Source organism: Mycobacterium sp. RTGN5 (genome assembly GCF_033804465.1).
In the GTDB taxonomy this organism is placed as follows: Bacteria; Actinomycetota; Actinomycetes; order Mycobacteriales; family Mycobacteriaceae; genus Mycobacterium.
Genome location: NZ_JAPZLA010000005.1, coordinates 108747 through 126340 on the forward strand (window position 1 = coordinate 108747; position 17594 = coordinate 126340).

At 67.9% G+C, this 17594-nt stretch carries 19 protein-coding genes; 15 read left to right on the top strand and 4 right to left on the bottom strand.

Annotated elements, in window-relative coordinates; all coding sequences use genetic code 11:
- Positions 1-25: 25 nt before the first annotated feature.
- Complete coding sequence (mgtE, locus tag SLQ31_RS22715; RefSeq protein ID WP_413642785.1) at positions 26-1429, bottom strand: magnesium transporter; 1404 nt, start codon at positions 1427-1429, stop codon at positions 26-28.
- An 80-nt stretch (positions 1430-1509) separates the two neighbouring features.
- Here mgtE and SLQ31_RS22720 point away from each other — a divergent pair, with 80 nt between their 5' ends.
- The 4 genes from SLQ31_RS22720 to SLQ31_RS22735 all read left to right on the top strand — a co-directional run bounded on the left by SLQ31_RS22720 (position 1510) and on the right by SLQ31_RS22735 (position 4365).
- Positions 1510-1929, top strand: coding sequence for an ester cyclase (locus SLQ31_RS22720; protein WP_319436380.1), 420 nt, complete (start codon positions 1510-1512; stop codon positions 1927-1929).
- Between the two features lie 188 nt (positions 1930-2117).
- A complete protein-coding gene (locus SLQ31_RS22725; protein ID WP_319436381.1) occupies positions 2118-3389 on the top strand; it encodes a bifunctional 3,4-dihydroxy-2-butanone-4-phosphate synthase/GTP cyclohydrolase II in 1272 nt (423 codons plus the stop codon).
- Between the two features lie 35 nt (positions 3390-3424).
- Positions 3425-3904 (top strand): 6,7-dimethyl-8-ribityllumazine synthase, encoded by a 480-nt coding sequence (gene ribH / locus SLQ31_RS22730; protein ID WP_319436382.1) that lies wholly within the window; start codon positions 3425-3427, stop codon positions 3902-3904.
- Entirely contained in the window at positions 3901-4365 is a 465-nt protein-coding gene (locus tag SLQ31_RS22735) for a PH domain-containing protein (protein WP_319436383.1), read from the top strand. The genes ribH and SLQ31_RS22735 overlap by 4 nt, the downstream gene beginning before the upstream one ends.
- On the opposite strand, the gene SLQ31_RS22740 is transcribed toward SLQ31_RS22735, so the two are convergent.
- Positions 4352-4816 (bottom strand): GNAT family N-acetyltransferase, encoded by a 465-nt coding sequence (locus SLQ31_RS22740; protein ID WP_319436384.1) that lies wholly within the window; start codon positions 4814-4816, stop codon positions 4352-4354. The two genes, SLQ31_RS22735 and SLQ31_RS22740, sit on opposite strands and share 14 nt — an antisense overlap.
- 58 nt (positions 4817-4874) lie before the next feature.
- Here SLQ31_RS22740 and uvrC point away from each other — a divergent pair, with 58 nt between their 5' ends.
- The 4 genes from uvrC to whiA are packed head-to-tail and all read left to right on the top strand — an operon-like array spanning position 4875 to position 9833.
- On the top strand, positions 4875-6875 hold the full coding sequence (gene uvrC / locus SLQ31_RS22745; RefSeq protein ID WP_319436385.1) for an excinuclease ABC subunit UvrC: 2001 nt from the start codon (positions 4875-4877) through the stop codon (positions 6873-6875).
- 23 nt (positions 6876-6898) lie between these two features.
- Complete coding sequence (gene rapZ, locus SLQ31_RS22750; RefSeq protein ID WP_319436624.1) at positions 6899-7789, top strand: RNase adapter RapZ; 891 nt, start codon at positions 6899-6901, stop codon at positions 7787-7789.
- Positions 7786-8859: a uridine diphosphate-N-acetylglucosamine-binding protein YvcK gene (gene yvcK, locus SLQ31_RS22755; RefSeq protein ID WP_319436386.1), complete on the top strand. Its 1074-nt coding sequence runs from the start codon at positions 7786-7788 to the stop codon at positions 8857-8859. The genes rapZ and yvcK overlap by 4 nt, the downstream gene beginning before the upstream one ends.
- Entirely contained in the window at positions 8856-9833 is a 978-nt protein-coding gene (gene whiA, locus SLQ31_RS22760; RefSeq protein WP_319436625.1) for a DNA-binding protein WhiA, read from the top strand. The genes yvcK and whiA overlap by 4 nt, the downstream gene beginning before the upstream one ends.
- Here whiA and SLQ31_RS22765 read toward each other — a convergent pair.
- Positions 9830-10501: an MOSC domain-containing protein gene (locus SLQ31_RS22765; RefSeq protein WP_319436387.1), complete on the bottom strand. Its 672-nt coding sequence runs from the start codon at positions 10499-10501 to the stop codon at positions 9830-9832. The two genes, whiA and SLQ31_RS22765, sit on opposite strands and share 4 nt — an antisense overlap.
- A 71-nt stretch (positions 10502-10572) precedes the next feature.
- Between SLQ31_RS22765 and SLQ31_RS22770 the strand changes: the two genes are divergently transcribed.
- From SLQ31_RS22770 to secG, 6 genes are read left to right on the top strand one after another with little or no spacing between them, the layout of a single operon-like run.
- Positions 10573-12024, top strand: coding sequence for a glycosyltransferase (locus SLQ31_RS22770; RefSeq protein WP_319436388.1), 1452 nt, complete (start codon positions 10573-10575; stop codon positions 12022-12024).
- Positions 12011-12760 carry an ABC transporter substrate-binding protein gene (locus SLQ31_RS22775; RefSeq protein WP_319436389.1) on the top strand — a complete coding sequence of 250 codons (750 nt, stop codon included), beginning with the start codon at positions 12011-12013 and terminating at the stop codon, positions 12758-12760. Before SLQ31_RS22770 ends, SLQ31_RS22775 begins: the two co-directional genes overlap by 14 nt.
- A gap of 51 nt (positions 12761-12811) precedes the next feature.
- Positions 12812-13834 (top strand): type I glyceraldehyde-3-phosphate dehydrogenase, encoded by a 1023-nt coding sequence (gene gap / locus SLQ31_RS22780; RefSeq protein ID WP_319436390.1) that lies wholly within the window; start codon positions 12812-12814, stop codon positions 13832-13834.
- A 5-nt stretch (positions 13835-13839) separates the two neighbouring features.
- Positions 13840-15060, top strand: a complete 1221-nt coding sequence (locus SLQ31_RS22785; protein WP_319436391.1) for a phosphoglycerate kinase — start codon at positions 13840-13842, stop codon at positions 15058-15060.
- Between the two features lie 7 nt (positions 15061-15067).
- Entirely contained in the window at positions 15068-15853 is a 786-nt protein-coding gene (gene tpiA, locus SLQ31_RS22790; protein ID WP_319436392.1) for a triose-phosphate isomerase, read from the top strand.
- Positions 15854-15883: 30 nt separating this feature from the next.
- A complete protein-coding gene (gene secG, locus SLQ31_RS22795) occupies positions 15884-16117 on the top strand; it encodes a preprotein translocase subunit SecG (protein WP_319436393.1) in 234 nt (77 codons plus the stop codon).
- 4 nt (positions 16118-16121) lie between these two features.
- Here secG and SLQ31_RS22800 read toward each other — a convergent pair whose 3' ends face one another.
- Entirely contained in the window at positions 16122-17060 is a 939-nt protein-coding gene (locus tag SLQ31_RS22800) for a zinc-binding alcohol dehydrogenase family protein (protein WP_319436394.1), read from the bottom strand.
- 72 nt (positions 17061-17132) lie between these two features.
- Between SLQ31_RS22800 and SLQ31_RS22805 the strand changes: the two genes are divergently transcribed.
- Positions 17133-17579: a MarR family transcriptional regulator gene (locus SLQ31_RS22805; protein WP_319436395.1), complete on the top strand. Its 447-nt coding sequence runs from the start codon at positions 17133-17135 to the stop codon at positions 17577-17579.
- Positions 17580-17594: the final 15 nt, after the last annotated feature.

Here is a 17594-nt window from a genome sequence, read left to right on the forward strand (position 1 = left end):
ACGGCACAAGCACCAGTTCGGGTAACTACAGCCCGGCCAACTGAGGCAGTGTGGCGTGGGCGATCAGGAAGTAGATGATCAGCCCGGTGCCGTCGACGATCGTCGCGATCATCGGTGCCGACACAACCGCGGGATCGACCCGGCACTTCTTGAGCAGCAGCGGCAGTATCGACGAGACCAGCGCCGACCACAGCACAATCGCGGCGACCGTCAGGGACACCGTGATCGTGATCTGCGGTCCAACCCCGAGTGTCCACGCCCGGACGATCGCGGCAGCGGCCATCGTCAGCGCGACGAGGAAGCCGGTCGACATTTCTTTAGCCAGGATTTGCGGGAGATCGCGTAGCCGAACCTGTCCGGTTCCCATCGCCCGCACGAGCGTGGTGGTGATCTGGGTGCCGGTATTGCCGCCGGTTCCGATCAGCAGCGGGATGAAGAACGCCAATGCGACGACGGCCTCCATCTCGTCCTCGAACGCGCGCAATACCGTGCCGGTGTAGGCCTCGGCCACGAACAGCACGAGCAGCCACACAATTCGTTTGCGCCACAGCCGAAATGGCGAGGCGCGGAGGTAGGGGACTTCGAGTGGTTCCGAGCCGCCCTGGCGTTCGGCGTCCCTGGTCGCCGCGGAATCGATGATGTCGGCCGCCGCGTCGTAGGTCAGGACGCCGAGCAGCCTGTGTTGTTCGTCGACCACCGGCAGTGCGGCCAAGTCGTAGTCGACCAGCGACTGGGCGGCCTGCTCGGCGTCGATCCGGGGACGCACCCAGACGGGATCCGCACTGCCCAATTCCGCGACGGTCTGGTCGGGCTGGGCCAGCACCAGATCCTGGAATTCGAGGAAACCGGTCAGCCGGCGGTCGGCGTCGGTCACGTAGATCAGGGCGCCGTGCTGGATCCTGTTGCGCACCTGGGTGCTCTGAGTGCGGACCAACACCGCGGCCTCGGCGGCGGTGATCGAGTCCGGGACGGTGAAGACGTCAGGGTGCATGTGCGCGGCCACCGAGGTCGGCGGCCACTGCAGCACCTCCCGCAGAGTCTCCGCCTGTGGCACGTCGATCTGGTCCAGCAGCCTGTCGCGGGCCGAATTCGTCAGCCGCCGAAGGATTTCGGCGGCCGGGTCGGTTTCGATGGACTCGAGCCAGCGGGCCGCCTGCGCGGCGTCCGCCGATCCGACGATGCGGGTCGCCAGGCCGGGGTCGACCGACCGGAGCAGCTCGGGACCCGTGGCCGCATCGAGCAGTGCCACGAAGTTGGTGAGCTTCTCGCGGGACATGGCGCCCACCTGGCGGCTTCGCTCGGCGGATCCGACCGAGTACAGCCATGCGTTGACCGCCTCTGGCGAGTCCAATTGGGCGGGCCGGACCGGTAGGACACCGAGCACTCCGACATCGTGACCGAGACCCTTCATCGCACTCCTCAGTGTCATGGCGTCGCAGCTGGTTTTCGGCACCGCCAGCGTAGCGGCGGCACGGGACTACCAGCGGCCTCGATCGCGTTTCCACAGGCATGGCTAAGCAGGATTCGGTAGCTCTCGTGCATGCGTTCTGGGACGCCGTTTGGAACGCACACGATTCCTCCGCGGTCGACGGCTTCGTGGTCGAGGATTTCGTCATCGTCAGCGGCGGCGAGACGATCGTGGGCCGGGAGAATTTCAAGGCATGGATCGCGGGGTTTTTGGCGGTGCTCGACGATCTGCATCTGGCGGTCAGCGAGTCGTTCCAGAACGAGGACGGCAGCCGGGTCGCGTCACGATGGGTGCTGACCGGGAAGAACAACGGGATGTTCGGCACCGCACCCAACGGGGAGGACGTCGAGGTCACCGGCACCGCGGTGTGGGCGGTACGCGAGGACGGCAAGCTGCTGACGAACTGGGTGGAACGGGCGTCGTGGGAGCAGTACCAGCGGCTCACCGCCCCGTCCGCATGACCCAAGGGTCCGCCCTGTCACATACGTCACACCGCGCAGCTGGCCTGCAGATATCCCCGGTGACGGTCCGTGAACGGGCCGCTGAGCAAGACGGGCAATAACCGCCCGCGCGAGGTGGTTCATACTGTTTGCAGCAGGATCACTTGGAATTCCCGATGTGGAACTCCCACGGTTACAGGGTGGCAAGGATGACGAGGCTGGACACCGTCGAACGGGCGGTTGCCGATATCGCGGCCGGTAAGGCCGTCGTCGTCATCGATGACGAAGACCGCGAGAACGAAGGCGACCTGATCTTCGCCGCCGAGAAGGCGACGCCGGAGCTGGTTGCGTTCATGGTCCGCTACACCTCTGGTTACCTGTGTGTCCCGCTGTCCGGCGAAATCTGCGACAAGCTCGGCCTGCTGCCCATGTATGCGGTCAACCAGGACAAGCACGGCACCGCCTACACCGTCACCGTTGACGCCAAAAATGGTGTGGGAACGGGTATTTCGGCGGCAGACCGGGCGACGACCATGCGGCTGCTCTCCGATCCGACCAGTGTTTCGGACGATTTCACCAAGCCCGGCCACGTCGTTCCGTTGCGCGCCAAGGACGGTGGCGTGCTGCGCCGCCCCGGTCATACCGAGGCCGCCGTCGACCTCTCCCGGCTGGCCGGTCTGCAACCGGCCGGCGCCATCTGCGAGATCGTCAGTCAGAAGGACGACGGCTCGATGGCCCAGACCGACGAATTGCGGGTTTTCGCCGACGAACACGGCCTGGCCCTGATCTCCATCGCGGACCTCATCGAATGGCGACGCAAGCACGAGAAGCACATCGAGCGCATCGCCGAAGCGCGGATCCCGACCCGCCATGGCCAATTCCGGGCGGTGGGCTACTCCAGCATCTACGAAGAGGTCGAGCACGTCGCGCTGGTCAAGGGCGATATCTCCGGACCGGAGAACGACGGTCACGACGTCCTGGTGCGCGTGCACTCCGAATGCCTGACCGGCGACGTGTTCGGTTCGCGCCGCTGCGATTGCGGTCCTCAGCTGGATGCCGCGCTAGCGATGGTGGCCCGCGAGGGCCGCGGCATCGTGCTCTACATGCGCGGGCACGAAGGCCGCGGCATCGGCCTGATGCACAAGCTGCAGGCCTATCAGCTGCAAGACGCCGGCGCCGACACCGTCGATGCCAACCTCGAACTCGGGCTGCCTGCTGATGCCCGCGACTACGGCATCGGCGCGCAGATCCTGGTGGATCTCGGAGTGCGCTCGATGCGGCTGCTGACCAACAACCCGGCCAAGCGGGTGGGCCTGGACGGCTACGGGCTGCACATCATCGAGCGGGTGCCGCTGCCGGTGCGGGCCAACGCCGAGAACATCCGCTACCTGATGACCAAGCGTGACCGGATGGGTCACGACCTGACCGGACTCGACGACTACGACGAGGCCGTACCCGGCGATCTCGGGGGAGCGCTTTAGATGAGGGCCACGCGCGACACTCGCGGAGCGGGCGAATGAGCGGAGGCGCCGGCGTACCGGATTTTCCGGAGATGGACGCATCGGATCTGTCGTTGGCGATCGTGGCCAGCACCTGGCACTCGAAGATCTGCAACGCGCTGCTCGACGGCGCCCGCCGAGTGGCCGACGACTCCGGGGTGCCGAGTCCGACCGTCGTCCGGGTGCTCGGCGCGATCGAAATCCCGGTCGTCGCGCAGGAACTCGCTCGCACCCATGACGCGGTCATCGCGCTCGGCGTCGTGATCCGTGGCCAGACACCGCATTTCGACTACGTCTGCGACGCGGTCACCCAGGGGCTGACCCGCGTCTCGCTGGACGCGTCGACACCGGTGGCCAACGGAGTGCTGACCACCGACACCGAGGAGCAGGCGCTGGACCGCGCCGGGCTACCCGGTTCGGCCGAGGACAAGGGCGCACAGGCCGCCGCCGCCGCACTGTCGACCGCGTTGACGCTGCGCCACCTGCGCAGGGCATGACCACGGCGGACAGCGACTGGGATGTGGTGCTGCGGCCCCGCCTGACGCCGTACGTCGCCTACCTCGCGGCCGCCGTCGTCGCCACGGCCGGCATCGTGGTCGGGCTGCTGCTGAAGATCCGCTACACCGGCGCCATCATCCAGACCGCCGACCAGGTGTCGATGGGTGTCCTCGGGGTGATCCTGGCCGGCGCGATCCTGCTGCTGGCGACTCCGCGGGTCCGGATCGGCCCCGGCGGTATCGGGGTGCGCAACATCCTGACCGAGCGGGTCGTGCCCTGGAGTGACGTGGTTGACGTGTCGTTCCCGCAGGGCGCCCGGTGGGCCCGAGTCGACCTGGCCGACTACGAATACGTCCCGGTACTCGCGGTCCAGTCCGTCGACGGCGAACGCGCCGTCGCGTCGATGGACACGCTGCGCGCGATGCTGGCCAAGTACCGGCCCGACGTCACCGGATCGTGAGTCTCATCACCACTTCGCCCACGGCACCGCCGGTGGGCACTTCGGTGAATCCGAGGCCCTCGTACACCGCGCGCGCCGCGGTGTTGTCGCGGGCCATTCGCAGTGTCGCGGTGCGCACCCCGCGCCGGCCGGCCCAGTCCAGCGCCGCGGCCACCAGGCGGCTCCCCAGCCCACGCCCACGCGATGCCGGGTCGAGCCACAGCGAGTACACGTAGGCCGTCTCAGCGCTCTCCTGGTAGGCGGCGATCATGCCGACGGGTTGGCCGGCCAGCACCACCACGAACTGGGCGTGATCGCGCAGTCGCCGGCGCCAGTCGGCGGGGGTGAAGCGCGCCTCGACGAGGTACTGCTGATCCGCGGTGCCGAACGTCTCGCTGAGTGCGCGCAGCCGAAGTTCGGCGAACTGCTCCCAGTCCGACTCGGTGAGGCGGGTGATCCGCGCCGTGGGCACGTCGTCGACGGTAATGGGTGTGGCCGGCCAGTCGGACGCTCGGACTAACCTGTTTAGCGTGCCCGATCCCGCGACGTACCGCCCCGCGCCCGGGTCCATTCCACTCCAGCCGGGTGTCTATCGATTCCGGGATCCGCACGGTCGAGTGATCTACGTCGGTAAGGCCAAGAGCCTGCGCAGCCGGCTCACGTCGTACTTCCAGGACATCTCCGCCCTGCATCCGCGTACCCGCCAGATGGTGACCACCGCGGCCAACGTCGAGTGGACGGTGGTCAACACCGAGGTCGAAGCACTGCAGCTGGAATACAACTGGATCAAGGAGTTCGACCCTCGGTTCAACGTCCGTTACCGCGACGACAAGTCCTACCCGGTGCTCGCGGTCACCCTCAACGAGGAGTACCCGCGGCTGTTCGTCTACCGCGGGCCGCGGCGCAAGGGCGTCCGCTACTTCGGCCCGTACTCGCATGCCTGGGCAATCCGCGAAACCCTCGATCTGCTGACCCGGGTGTTTCCCGCCCGCACCTGCTCGGCCGGAGTGTTCAAGCGGCACAGCCAAATCGAGCGTCCGTGCCTGCTCGGCTACATCGACAAGTGTTCGGCACCGTGCGTCGGCAGGGTCAGCGCCGAGGAACACCGCAAGATCGTCGGAGATTTCTGCGACTTCCTGTCCGGCAAGACCGATCGCTTCGCCCGCGAGCTGGAACACCAGATGAATGCCGCATCCGCGGAGCTCGACTTCGAACGCGCCGCCCGGCTGCGTGACGATATCGCCGCGCTCAAGCGCGCACTGGAAAAGCAGGCCGTCGTGCTCGGTGACGGCACCGACGCCGACGTCGTCGCGTTCGCCGATGACGACCTCGAGGCCGCCGTGCAGGTCTTCCACGTCCGTGGCGGTCGGGTACGCGGCCAGCGTGGCTGGGTGGTCGAAAAGCCCGCCGACCCAGGCGATTCCGCGGAAGCCCAGCTGGTCGAGCAGTTCCTCACGCAGTTCTACGGCGAGCAGGCCGAATTGGGTGGCGCCGCAGACGAATCCACCAACCCGGTGCCGCGCGAGGTGCTGGTGCCGTGCCTACCGCCGAACGCCGAGCAGGTGGCCGACTGGCTCTCCGCGCTGCGCGGCTCGCGGGTGGACCTGCGGGTGCCGCAACGCGGTGACAAGAAGGCGCTGGCCGAGACGGTGCACCGCAACGCCCAGGATGCCCTGCAGCAGCACAAGCTCAAGCGCGCCGGCGACTTCACCGCCAGATCGGCTGCGCTGCAGAATATTCAGGAATCCCTGGGACTGGCCGACGCACCGCTGCGCATCGAGTGCGTCGACATCAGCCATGTCCAGGGCACCGACGTGGTGGCCTCCCTGGTGGTGTTCGAGGATGGTCTGCCGCGCAAGTCCGACTACCGGCATTTCGCGATCCGCGAGGCCGCCGGCGGCGGTCGTTCCGATGACGTGGCCTCGATCGCGGAGGTGACCCGCCGCCGCTTCACCCGCCACGTCCAGGAGCAGCGCCAGCCCATCGAGGAATTTTCCGCCGAAGGCAAGTCCCGCAAGTTCGCGTACCCGCCGAACCTGTACGTCGTCGACGGCGGTGCCCCCCAGGTCAACGCCGCCCAGGCGGTGCTCGACGACCTCGGCGTCACCGACGTCGCGGTGATTGGGCTTGCCAAGCGCCTCGAGGAGGTGTGGGTACCCGCTGAACCGGATCCGCTGATCTTCCCCAGGAACAGCGAGGGTCTCTACCTGTTGCAGCGGATCCGTGACGAAGCCCACCGCTTCGCCATCACCTACCACCGCAGCAAGCGATCCAAGCGGATGACGGCGTCGGCACTGGACTCGGTGCCCGGGCTCGGGGACATCCGGCGCAAGGCGCTCGTGACCCACTTCGGATCGCTGGCCCGGTTGCGTCAGGCCAGCGTCGACGAGATCACGTCGGTGCCGGGGATCGGCGCCGCGACCGCAGCCGCAGTGCTGGAAGCGCTAGGCGTGACGGTGGATTCGGCGGTATCGGCTGCGCAGGACGCCCACGTCGGTGAAGATCAGTCTGCTGAACAGGCGACGCGATGACAGAAAACAGCACAGGCGAAGACATGCACACCGGACAGACCGGCGAAGAATCGGGTATCGACGTGGTCTTGGTGACGGGCCTGTCCGGCGCCGGCCGGGGGACCGCGGCGAAAGTGCTCGAAGATCTCGGCTGGTATGTGGCCGACAATCTGCCGCCCGAACTCATCACACGGATGGTGGACTTCGGCCTGGCCGCCGGCTCGCGGATCACCCAGCTGGCGGTGGTGATGGACGTGCGGTCTCGTGGTTTCACCGGAGACCTGGACTCGGTGCGCACCGAGCTGGCCACCCGCGACATCCATCCGCGGGTGCTGTTCATGGAGGCCTCCGACGACATCCTGGTGCGCCGGTACGAGAACAACCGGCGCAGTCATCCATTGCAGGGCAACCAGACGCTGGCGGAGGGCCTGGCCGCCGAACGGGCGATGCTGGCCCCCGTGCGGGCGTCGGCGGATCTGGTCATCGACACCTCGACCCTGTCGGTGCGCGCCCTGCGGGAAAGCATCGAACGGGCCTTCGGCGGGGAGGCCGTCGCGCAGACGAGCGTGACCGTCGAGTCATTCGGCTTCAAGTACGGCCTGCCGATGGATGCCGACATGGTGATGGATGTCCGCTTCCTGCCCAACCCGCACTGGGTCGACGAGCTCCGGCCGTACACCGGTCAGCACGCGGCGGTCCGCGAGTACGTCCTGAGTCAACCGGGTGCCGCGGAGTTCTTGCAGACCTACCATCAGCTGCTGAGGCTCGTTGTCGACGGCTACAGCCGGGAGGGAAAGCGATACATGACCGTGGCCATCGGCTGCACCGGCGGCAAGCACCGCAGTGTGGCCATGGCCGAAGCGCTCGTGGGACTGCTGGAGCACAACGAGCACCTGTCCGTCCGCGTGCTGCACCGCGACCTGGGTCGCGAATGACTCGTATCGTCGCCCTCGGCGGTGGGCACGGTTTGTATGCGACGCTGTCGGCGGCGCGCCGCCTCACCCCGCACATCACCGCGGTGGTCACTGTCGCCGATGACGGCGGATCGTCAGGGCGGCTGCGTAACGAACTCGGCGTCGTGCCTCCAGGTGACCTGCGAATGGCGTTGGCCGCCTTGGCTTCTGACAGCCCACACGGTCGGCTGTGGGCCACCATCCTGCAGCACCGGTTCGGTGGAAGCGGTGCGCTGGCCGGGCACCCGATCGGCAACCTGATGCTGGCCGGGCTCAACGAGGTGCTCGCCGATCCGGTGGCCGCGCTCGACGAACTGGGTCGGATCCTCGGGGTCAAGGGCAGGGTCCTGCCGATGTGCCCGATCGCCCTGCAGATCGAAGCCGACGTGTCGGGTCTGGACGACGATCCTCGAATGAGCCGGGTGATCCGCGGTCAGGTGGCGGTGGCCACCACCCCGGGCAAGGTGCGGCGGGTGCGCCTGCTGCCCGGCGATCCGCCCGCCACCCGCCAGGCCATCGACGCCATCATGACCGCCGATCTGGTCGTGCTCGGACCGGGTTCCTGGTTCACGAGTGTCATCCCGCACGTACTGGTCCCGGAGTTGGCGGCGGCACTGAAAGCGACGACCGCGAGCCGTGCCCTGGTGCTGAACCTGGCCGCCGAGCCGGGGGAGACCGCCGGCTTCTCCGCCGAGCGCCATTTGCATGTTCTCGCTCAGCACGCGCCGGGATTCGTCATCGACGAGATCGTCGTGGACGCCGCCCGCGTCCCGTCTGACCGGGAGCGTGAGCAACTCGGGCGTACCGCAAGCCTGCTGGAAGCGTCAGTTCGGTTTGCCGACGTCTCCAGACCTGGTACACCTTTACATGACCCGGCGAAGCTGGCCGCAGCGCTTGACGGTGTGCGTACCCGGAATACGATTCCCGCGGCATCTTCCCTCCCGTCTGCTGCGTCACCGGCCGGGGGGACTCGACAGGGGGATGGGGTGCAGGGCGATGGGGTACAGGGACCTGCTGGCAACGGACCGAGAGGTGACGACCCGTGGCGATGACTGCTGAGGTGAAGGACGAACTCAGCCGGTTGGCGGTCAATTCTGTGTCGGCCCGCCGCGCGGAGGTGGCGTCGCTGTTGCGCTTCGCCGGCGGCCTGCACATCGTGTCGGGCCGGGTGGTCGTCGAGGCCGAAGTGGACCTGGGCGTCATCGCCCGGCGGCTGCGCAAGGACATCTACGACCTCTACGGCTACAACGCGGTGGTGCACGTGCTGTCGGCCAGCGGCATCCGCAAGAGCACCCGATATCTGGTGCGGGTCGCCAAAGACGGGGAAGCCTTGGCCCGGCAGACCGGCCTGCTCGACATGCGCGGCCGGCCGGTGCGGGGGCTGCCTGCCCAGGTGGTCGGCGGCAGCGTCGGCGACGCCGAGGCGGCATGGCGCGGTGCTTTCCTCGCGCACGGCTCACTGACCGAGCCCGGGCGCTCGTCCGCGCTCGAAGTCAGTTGTCCCGGACCGGAAGCCGCGCTGGCCCTGGTCGGCGCCGCTCGGCGGCTCGGGGTCAGTGCGAAGGCGCGCGAGGTGCGCGGGATCGACCGGGTCGTGGTGCGCGACGGCGAGGCCATCGGTGCGCTGCTGACCCGGATGGGCGCCCAGGACACCCGGCTGACGTGGGAGGAACGGCGGATGCGCCGCGAGGTGCGCGCCACCGCCAACCGGCTGGCCAACTTCGACGACGCGAACCTGCGCCGCTCAGCCCGTGCCGCGGTGGCCGCCGCGGCCCGCGTCGAGCGGGCATTGGAGATCCTGGCTGACACGGTGCCCGACCACCTGGCCAATGCTGGCCGGCTGCGGGTCGAACACCGTCAGGCCTCACTGGAGGAGCTGGGCCGGCTGGCCGACCCGCCGATGACCAAAGATGCTGTGGCCGGCCGTATTCGGCGGCTGCTGTCGATGGCCGACCGCAAGGCCAAGCAGGACGGCATTCCCGACACCGAGTCGGCCGTCACCCCTGATCTACTGGAAGATGCTTAGATCGACTTAGCCACTCTCTTGGCTGCATAGGCCTTGAGTTCAGCGGAGAGCGCGTCAGCTGCCAGCAGTTGGGGCAGCAGGCTGGGGTCCGACATCTTGGCGCGGTAGACCAGGCTGATCGTCACGTCGTGATCGGGGCGGTGCACGATCTCGATGGTGTCGCCGGCCTGTACGGTCCCCGGCGAGATGACCCGCAGATATGCACCGGGCTTACCGGCGTCGGTGAACGTCTTGATCCAGCCGCGGATGTCCAGGAACGCCGCGAACGTGCGGCACGGGGTACGGGGCGCGGAGACTTCGAGCAGCAGCCCTGACGTGCCGACCCGCCAGCGTTCGCCGATGCGGGCATTGGTGACGTCGATGCCGGCGGTCGTGAGGTTCTCCCCGAACATCCCGTTGGCCAGCGGGCGCGAGAGCCGACCCTCCCAGTCGTCGAGGTCCTCGCGGGCGTAGGCGTAGACGGCCTGGTCGTCACCGCCATGCAGTTTCTGGTTACCGATGGTGTCGCCGACCAGGCCGCTGCCCAGGCCCTCGCGCATCGGGCCAGGCGCGCGCACCAGGATGGGCTCGGGGATGCTGGTCTTGTCGATGCCCGTCGGTTTCGGCGCCTTCGTGTCCGGGTTCTCCCGCGCGTGAGCCGACAGGTTCACCGACAGAACACGTGCCATCACAACAGGGTAATGGGGACGCGGCATTCGAACCGAGTCAGCCGCAATGCCGTTCTTCTATCATCGAACCGTTGACAGAATCATTGACACCCGCGCTGAGCCGCGCGTCCGCACGGCTCGTGCGGCCGGGGACTCCGGCTGTCAGCGTGCTCATTCACGTGCTGGTGTTCGCGCTGTGGGTCACGTTGTTCCTGCTGGCCTTCGGCCGCGGCGGCGTGCTGGCCTGGTCGGTCGGCCTGGCCTACCTGGGCTACGACGCCGCGCTGCAGATTTTCACCGGCTGGCAGATCCGCCAGATCGGCCGTAGCGCGCCGCCGGCTGAAGCTGTCACCGCCCGGCTGACGTTGGCCGTCATCGTCGCGGCGCGCAACGAGGCGAGCGCGTTGCCGGACACCGTGGGGGCGCTGCTCGGGCAGGCTGACAAGCCCGACGAGATCATCATCGCCGACGACGGGTCCACCGATGCGACCGCCGAATTGCTCTGCGGGAATTATGGTTTCGCGGTCCCACCGGAGGGGCAGCTCAGCGCTCCGGTGCGGGTGGGTTCGACCGTGCTGCGCTGGCTGCGTCTACCGCACGGGGGTAAATCGGCAGCCCTCAATGCCGCGCTGATGCGCACCGGCGCAGACGTCATCCTCACCGTCGACGCCGACACCGTGGCGGAGCGCGGGGCGATCGGCGCAGTGCGGCAAGCCTTTTCGCGTGAACCGCAACTGGTCGCCGTCACCGGCGTCATCACGCCGCGATGCCCGCCCACCGCGCTGGGCCGCGCCATGCAGTGGTTCCAGACCTACGAGTACATCCGCAACTTCCTGGGCCGGTATGCCTGGATGCGAGTGGAGTGCCTGCAGTTGATCTCCGGGGCGTTCGCCGGTTTCCGTCGGGAAGCCGTCACGGCCGTCGGCGGATTCGACGACGCCTGCCTGGTCGAGGATTACGAGCTGGTGGCCCGGATGCGCCGGTTCGCCGGAGAACAGCGGCTGGACTGGGGGTTTCGAGTACTCGGTGACGCGCAGGCCCACACCGAGGCGCCGGCGTCGGTGCCGGCGTTCCTGCGGCAGCGGCGCCGCTGGTTCGGCGGTTTCCTGCAGACCCACTGGTGGTATCGCAGCATGGTCGGCGATCCTCGGTTCGGCCGGCTGGGCCTCGTCATGTTGCCGGTGAAGGCGATCGACACGGTGGCACCGCTGTACGGGCTCACCGCGTTCGGGCTGCTGGTGTACTTCCTGGCGACCCGCGATCTCGCGGTGTTGGCACCCGTGCTGGTGGTGATCGTCGGCAAGCTCGCCATCGATGTGGCGTTCGGGATGTGGGCGCTGCGCCGCTACCGACGCTGGGTGGGCGATCCGGGTCGGGCCAGCCTGCCCGCCGCGGTCGCGGCGATGGTGATCGAGCCGCTGACGTTCACCTTGCTGCTGCACGCCGGGGCGGTACTGGGCTGGCTGGCGTTCCTCGGCGGTCAGACTCAACGACGAACTCAACGACGCAGCGACGGGCTACCGTTGCGTCATGTCCGGTGGTGAACTGCTGCGCGTCGGCGCCGCGTTCCCGGACCCACCCTTCAACGATGTTCGCAATGCCGGCCTCGACATTGACCTCCTCACCGCCATCGCCGGGCAGCTGGGCGCCGAGGTGCAATTCGTCCGCTACGCGGGCCGCGACTTCAACAACATCTTCGACGCGCTGGATTCCGGCGACTACGACTGCGTCGCATCGGGCACCAGCATCACCGGCTCCCGCGCGCTCAAGGCGGCGTTCTGCGACCCGTACCTGATCTCCGGTCAGGCACTGGCCGTCGACGCCACCCGGCTGCCCGACGTCGGATCGATCGACGACCTCGACGGCCTGACGATCGGCGTCCAGGAGGGCAACACCAGCCAGCCGATCGCCAACCGGCTGCTGGCCGATGAGAAGGTCGCCCGGGTGCGGGTCTACGACTACGGCAGCATCCGCACCGCACTGCGGGACCTGACCACCGGCCGCTGCGACGCGTTCATGAAGCTGGACCCGGTGCTGAGCCGACTGGCCGATACGGTGCCGGGCGTCACCGTCGTGCAGCGCGGTATCACCACGGAGAAGATCGCGATCGCGGTGCCCACCACCGACACCGCGCTCCTGGGCCGGATCAACGTCGCGCAGGCCACGCTGGAGCAGGACGGCACGCTGCCCGCGATCCGGGAACGCTGGACCGGCTCGCCCCGCGCGGACCAGAGCGGGCCTCAGATCGGGCGACTTCCGGGCGGTCGCGCACGCCGGTGAGCACGCTATTAGGCTGGGCACGGGTACTGAGAAGCTACAAGAGGAGAGAACGTGACCATCCGGGTTGGCGTTAACGGCTTCGGCCGCATTGGACGCAACTTCTACCGGGCCCTGGCAACCCAGCAGGCCGCAGGTAAGGCCAAGGACATCGAGATCGTGGCCGTCAACGATCTCACCGACAACGCCACCCTCGCGCACCTGCTGAAGTTCGACTCAATCCTGGGCCGCCTGGCCGAAGACGTGAGCCTCGAGGGCGAGGACACGATCGTCATCGGCAACACCAAGATCAAGGCGCTGGAGCACAAGGGTCCGCTGGCTGAACTTCCGTGGGGTGACCTCGGTGTCGACGTCGTCGTCGAATCGACCGGCATCTTCACCAACGCCGGCAAGGCCAAGGGCCACCTCGACGCGGGCGCCAAGAAGGTCATCATCTCCGCGCCGGCCACCGACGAGGACATCACGATCGTGCTGGGCGTCAACGACGACAAGTACGACGGCAGCCAGAACATCATCTCGAACGCGTCGTGCACCACGAACTGCCTCGGCCCGCTGGCCAAGGTCCTCAACGACGAGTTCGGCATCATCAAGGGCCTGATGACCACCATCCACGCCTACACCCAGGACCAGAACCTGCAGGACGGGCCGCACAGCGACCTGCGCCGGGCGCGCGCCGCGGCGCTGAACATCGTGCCCACCTCGACCGGTGCCGCCAAGGCCATCGGCCTGGTGCTGCCCGAGCTCAAGGGCAAGCTGGACGGCTACGCGCTGCGGGTACCGATCCCCACCGGCTCGGTCACCGACCTGACCGCACAGCTGAGCAAGAAGGCCACCGCCGCGGAGATCAACGCCGCGATGAAGGCCGCCGCCGATGGTCCGCTCAAGGGCATCCTCAAGTACTACGACGCACCGATCGTGTCGAGCGACATCGTCACCGACCCGCACAGCTCGATCTTCGACTCGGGTCTGACCAAGGTCATCGACGATCAGGCCAAGGTGGTGTCCTGGTACGACAACGAGTGGGGCTACTCCAACCGTCTGGTCGACCTGGTCGCGCTGGTCGGCAAGTCGCTCTAACAGCGATGGCCGTCAAGACACTCGCTGACCTGCTGGCCGACGGCGCTGAAGGGGTAGCGGGTCGGGGCGTATTAGTCCGCTCCGACCTCAACGTCCCGCTCGACGACGACGGCAACATCACCGATCCGGGCCGCATCATCGCGTCGGTCCCCACGCTGAAGGCGCTGGCCGACGCCGGCGCCAAGGTTGTGGTGACCGCGCACCTGGGCCGCCCCAAGGGCGGACCGGACCCGGCGTTCTCGTTGGCGCCGGTCGCCGCCGCGCTGGGGGAGGCGCTGGGCAGGCACGTTCAGCTGGCCGGTGATGTGGTCGGTACCGACGCGCTGGCCCGCGCCGAGGGGTTGACCGACGGCGACGTCCTGCTGCTGGAGAACATCCGGTTCGATCCGCGGGAGACCAGCAAGGACGACGCCGAGCGGCTGGCGCTGGCCAAGGCGCTGGTCGAATTGGTCGGGGAGGACGGTGCTTTCGTCTCCGACGGCTTCGGTGTGGTGCATCGCAAGCAGGCCTCGGTGTACGACGTGGCCACGCTGCTGCCGCACTACGCGGGCACGCTGGTGGCCGCCGAGGTCGACGTGCTCGAGCAGCTGACCAGCTCGACCGAGCGGCCCTACGCCGTGGTGCTGGGCGGGTCCAAGGTGTCGGACAAGCTGGCCGTCATCGAGAACCTCGCCACCAAGGCGGACAGTATCGTCATCGGCGGCGGCATGTGCTTCACCTTCCTTGCCGCACAAGGGGTTTCGGTAGGCACCTCGCTGCTGCAGGAGGAGATGATCGACACCTGCCGGCAGCTGCTGGAGACCTACGGCGACGTCATCCATCTGCCGGTGGACATCGTCGTCACCGAGAAGTTCGCGGCCGATTCCGCACCGGAAACCGTATGGGCTGACCAGATTCCGGCCGACAAGATGGGTCTGGACATCGGTCCGGAGTCGGTGAAGCGGTTCACCAAGTTGCTGTCCAACGCGCGCACGATCTTCTGGAACGGCCCGATGGGCGTGTTCGAGTTCCCGGCGTTCGCGGCGGGCACCAAGGGGGTGGCCGAGGCCATCGTCGGTGCCACTGCCAAGGGCGCGTTCAGCGTTGTGGGCGGGGGCGATTCCGCGGCCGCGGTGCGCCAGCTGGGCCTGCCGGACGACGGTTTCTCGCACATTTCCACCGGCGGTGGTGCATCGCTGGAATACCTTGAGGGCAAAGCTCTGCCCGGCATTGATGTGTTGAATTAGGAGTCTTGTGTCTCGTAAACCGCTGATCGCGGGCAACTGGAAGATGAACCTCAACCACTTCGAGGCCATCGCGCTCGTCCAGAAGATCGCGTTCTCGTTGCCCGACAAGTACTTCGACAAGGTCGACGTCACGGTCATCCCGCCGTTCACCGACCTGCGCAGTGTGCAGACCCTGGTCGACGGCGACAAGCTGCGGCTGACCTACGGCGCGCAGGACCTGTCGCCGCACGATTCGGGCGCCTACACCGGCGATATCAGCGGTGCGTTCCTTGCCAAGCTGGGCTGCACGTTCGCGGTGGTCGGGCACTCCGAGCGCCGTACCTATCACCACGAGGACGACGCGGTGGTCGCCGAGAAGGCGGCCGCGGCGTTCCGGCACGGACTGACGCCGATCGTGTGCATCGGCGAGCAGCTCGAGGTGCGCGAAGCCGGCAGCCACGTCGAGTTCTGTGTGGATTCGTTGCGTGGCTCGCTGGCCGGGCTGACCAACGAGCAGCTGACCGACGTCGTGATCGCCTACGAGCCGGTGTGGGCCATCGGCACCGGGCGGGTGGCCAGTGCCGCCGACGCGCAGGAAGTGTGTGGGGCGATCCGCGCCGAGGTGGCGAATATCGCGACACCGCAGATCGCCGACGGTGTCCGGGTGCTCTACGGCGGCTCGGTGAACGCCAAGAATGTGGGCGAGCTCGTCGGACAGAAGGATGTCGACGGCGCGCTGGTCGGCGGAGCGTCGCTGGACGGCGAGCAGTTCGCCATCCTGTCGGCGATCGCCGCAGGTGGGCCCCTGCCGTAACCGGCTCCCAGAGCAGGTATTCTGGGCGCCATGGTTTTGACCCTGCAGATCATCCTGTGTGTCACCAGCGTGCTGGTGGTGTTGCTGGTGCTGCTGCACCGCGCCAAGGGTGGCGGCTTGTCGACGCTGTTCGGCGGCGGTGTGCAGTCCAGCCTGTCCGGCTCGACCGTGGTGGAGAAGAACCTCGACCGCCTCACGCTGTTCGTCACCGGTATCTGGGTGGTGTCCATCGTCGGCATGGCACTGCAGATCAAGTACAGCTGACCCGTCAGGGCGTGAAAACGACCCGCTGACCGTTCTCCGGCTGCTGCCACACCTGTTCGACTTCGCTGAGCGGGACGGCGCGCGCCTGCGTCCGCAGGGTTCCCCGCGAGATCTCGACCGCCAGTTCCGGCAACTCGGCCACGATGTCGGCCACCGATACCGAGCCGATGCCGCTGCCGACGATCTGCAGCGGCATGGACCGCAGCGCCGCCGACGGGATATCGGCTTCTGCGCCGGCCATCGAACCGATCTGAATCCAGGTCAGCGGTTGCGCGCAGTCGTGGCGGCCGCGGGCGAAGCCGGCCATCAGCTCGGCGGCGGGCGCACCCCAGAGGTAGTCGATCACGATGTCGGCGCCCATCACCCGGTCGAGGTTCGCGGCCGTCTCCTCGAGCGCGATGACATCGTCGGCGCCCAGGTCCGGCAGCGCGTCCAACTGCCGGCGATCTCGGCCGATGCCGAGCACCGTGCCCGCGCCCAGGTGCTTGGCGGTCTGGACGGCCAATCGCCCGGCGCTGCCGGTCGCACCCAGGACCACGACGGTCTGCCCGGGCTGCAGGCTGGCGCGGCGGCGCAACGCCACCCACGACGACATGGCGGGGTTCATCGCGGCGGCGATCGCAACCGGGTCGGCGTCGTCGGGCAGGACGATGCTGCGGCGCAGATCGACCACCGTCCGCTCGGCCATCGCGCCCACGGCAGTGGCCACGACGAAGTAGCGCACCGTGCCGTCGGGGGCGCGGCCGACGCCGTCGATGCCGGGTACCAAGGGCAGTTCGCCGGTGCTGGTGTAGTGCGTTCCGGCCGCGCGGGAGCGCACCAGCGGGTGCAACCCGGCGGCGATGACGTCGACGACGACGTTGTCCGGGGTGGCCGGGTGCGGCTCGGGAAACTCGCGATAAGCGGGCGGGTGAGCGAAATCGGTGACGACAGCGGCGTGCATGGCAGCTCCTCATTTAAGTGGTATTGCGAACTAATTAGATGGTAATACGAACTAATCGGTTACGCTATGGCCATGTCGGATGCGGACCGGGTGTCAGGTGAGCTGGTCGACGGTCTGGCGCAGACGTCGTTCACGGTGATCGCGCTGCTGACCCGTACCGCCGCCGAGCACGACGTGTCGCTGACGCAGCTGAGGGCGCTGGCGATCCTGCGCGACCGCGAGCCCACGATGGCCCAGCTGGCTGAGTTCCTGGGCTTGGAGCGGTCGTCGGTGAGCGGGTTGATGGACCGCGCGGTGCGCCGGGGCTTGGTGCGCCGCACTGTCAGCGCCGACGACGGCCGCGCCGTCCACGTCAGCCTCACCGCCGCCGGGCACCGGCTGGCCGAGCAGGTCGGCGGTGAGGTGGCGGATCTGCTGGCGCCGATGACCAGCCGGCTGTCCACCGCCGAACAGAAGCGCCTGACGACGCTGCTCGTCGCGATGCTCGATCAGCCGGACGGGAACCAGCGGCCCTCGTAAACCGTGCCCAGTACT